At 48.7% G+C, this 2,431-nt stretch carries 3 protein-coding genes; 1 reads left to right on the plus strand and 2 read right to left on the minus strand.

Annotation, left to right across the window (positions count from 1 at the left end; all coding sequences use genetic code 11):
- Positions 1–460: hypothetical protein (locus EDF70_RS30175; RefSeq protein WP_165932197.1), on the plus strand; the 460-nt coding region annotated here is incomplete at its 5' end.
- Between the two features lie 172 nt (positions 461–632).
- On the opposite strand, the gene EDF70_RS29820 is transcribed toward EDF70_RS30175, so the two are convergent.
- Positions 633–1,181 (minus strand): hypothetical protein, encoded by a 549-nt coding sequence (locus tag EDF70_RS29820; RefSeq protein ID WP_132281918.1) that lies wholly within the window; start codon positions 1,179–1,181, stop codon positions 633–635.
- A 3-nt stretch (positions 1,182–1,184) separates the two neighbouring features.
- A complete protein-coding gene (locus EDF70_RS29825) occupies positions 1,185–2,306 on the minus strand; it encodes a hypothetical protein (protein ID WP_132281920.1) in 1,122 nt (373 codons plus the stop codon).
- Positions 2,307–2,431 lie beyond the last annotated feature (125 nt).

A 2,431-nucleotide genomic window follows, 5' to 3' on the forward strand; every position in this document is an offset into this window, starting at 1 on the left:
CGTCTCGTCATGGTATCTCCTGTTCCCGGCATCTAAGCCGAAGTCAGGCAGAAATTCCACTTATCCCCGCTGTGCAGATTTCCCGAGCCACCTCTGTAATAACATCGTCACAACGTTTAAGGATGTGGCTGAGAAAGGCCATCAAGGTCTATTCAATCCGGGAGCACCGGTTGCGATTTTGATCGGCTTTTTCAGCCTCTTCGTTCTGGGTCGAACGGTTCAGCAGAGATCGAAAGCAGGGGTGCGAATGGCGGCCGCCTGCATCACATCGATTATGGCATCGTTTATTGCCGGCTTCGATTCGTATAGGGCTGATACTTTACCGTGGGGTGCCGCGCTCAAAGCTCTTCCAGATGCCGCACCCGGACTTTGGGGAATGACATTGGCATTGCCCCTTGCCGCCGTTGCCCTGGTCGACTCAATTTTCTACCTATCGCACCGACTTGGCAGCCCGACTTGAGTTATCGGTAGGTGCGCCTAAGCTCAGGTTGCTATAAGGTCTTGAACGGAATCGAACCATCAACATGTCGCACTTTAAATATATAAGCATCTGAACACGTACGCTTTTTTGAAATTCCGGGGGCTCAATGTCCGCGTAAGGTGCTATTATGGAACCGATACTTGACTTGGCGTTACCCTGCGAGAGAAACATCATGAATGGATACAAAATTGATCACCTGATGCGGCACCAAATTCAAAGGTTGCATTGCATCGGTCCAAAAATGTAACCCAGGCACCCATTCTCCGTCCTTATACAGAATGAAATCGTCTTCCACTGGGTTAAACTCGACCGAATAACCTGCGCCGATTTGAGCAATATCATCGCCAGTACCCACACCGCCAATTTTACTTTGATAATCACCTCCAACAACTATTCGATAAAGAATATCGTTACTAGCAAAATTAAGAACTACAATTTTTGAACGAAATACAATTTGTTTTTTTGTTGATTGATCTTGTATATTTTTTTGAATATGGGAAACCCAACCCTCGTTTTTTTCAATGAAATTATCATAATCAATGCTCGCCATATTTCGTTCATCAAAAGTAATTTTGTCTTGAGCCGAAATTCGACTGACAGCTTCAGAGAATGACATTCCAACTACAAATCCCGCTGCACTTTTAGCAGGGACAAATGGAGCGTTCATGACTGGTAACTGGTGAGAGTGATCATCCGACATTGGTTATTTATTTTCCTTTATTACCCAATGGGCCACGGTTCCAGGCACTTCACCTACCGTAGGCGTGCCCTTGACATACGTAATCGGGTTTCCAGCGAAATCATAATAGTGCTGATTATCGAAGATTTGGCCCGGTATGAATCTCTGCGACGTGTCAATCACTCTGACAGTCGTTCCATCATGATAGGTGAACTTGTAATACTTGCCTGAGTCATGACTGCCACCGCCCGGATGGATTTCCACTTGTTTGACAAGCTTATGGTTTTGAATATTTAAAATTTCAATGCCAGCGGTTGAACTAGCCGTCGGCGTACCTCGAGTTACAGTAGCGCCATCAAGGCGGTAACTGGTTGCAAGGTCTTCGAAGCTAGAACCCGCCACTTGGGAGATGTTTCTGGGAATTCCGCTTCGAATCGCGAGTTCGTTGCGCAGCAAGTCCTGTGCAACTATGGAGCTGGCACCTTCATTGAGCGGCATTCCATTCAGCGCTGCAACGGCTTGTTCACCCGTCTTCAATTTGCTGAGATTGACCGACAAGCGATAGATCGCCCGTCCGCCTTCATAGGTTACAGCGACAGCAACAGTACCAATATCTACGAAGCGCTGATACTTCTCAGCCTCTTCCGGGGTCATTCCGCTGGCGACGAGCGTTTGCACCAACGCAGTCTTTGCGGTTTCCCCGCTAATGGCCTGCTGCATATCGCCATAAAGGTGATTTGCACTGGCCACTGCACCGATCGCACCGGCAACGCAAAGTGCAGTGCCTGCTCCGCTGCTGCAAGCCGCTACTCCACCGACCACCCCGACGGCATCGAGAAACGCATTAACGCCCCCCTCTTTCTTTGCCAGCTCGACGAGGAACTCCTCGATAGCGACGTTAGCTGGTTTGGAACCGGTTACCGCGCTCCGCAAGCTCTCTGCGAGTAGGAGATCGTACTCGAACCCCGACTGCTTAACGGCGAAACCTGATGCGTTGGCATTTCCGGTGCTTCCCTCGCGTCGATCTTTGTCCATAGCGTCGGAAAATGCCAGCAGGTCATAGATTTTGCTACGGCAGGATTGGGATTCGGGAGCCTCTTTACAAATATTTATTAGGCTCCTTGTGTTTTGCTGAGACTGCTCCATGAACTGGTTGTCTTGAAGGGATAGTGCGTCGGTAATCCCCCCGGCAATTAACGGACTTCAAAAGTAGAATTTTCTCGGGCTTTATGATCGAGGAGATTTTGATGAAGACGAGCAGATTCAGTGAA

It is taken from the genome of Neorhizobium sp. JUb45 (genome assembly GCF_004343585.1).
Taxonomy (GTDB): Bacteria; Pseudomonadota; Alphaproteobacteria; order Rhizobiales; family Rhizobiaceae; genus Neorhizobium.

Excerpts from the sequence above, each read along its gene's own strand:
- EDF70_RS29825 (WP_132281920.1), bottom strand. The coding sequence starts at position 2,306 with ATGGAGCAGTCTCAGCAAAACACAAGGAGCCTAATAAATATTTGTAAA.
- EDF70_RS29820 (WP_132281918.1), bottom strand. The coding sequence starts at position 1,181 with ATGTCGGATGATCACTCTCACCAGTTACCAGTCATGAACGCTCCATTT.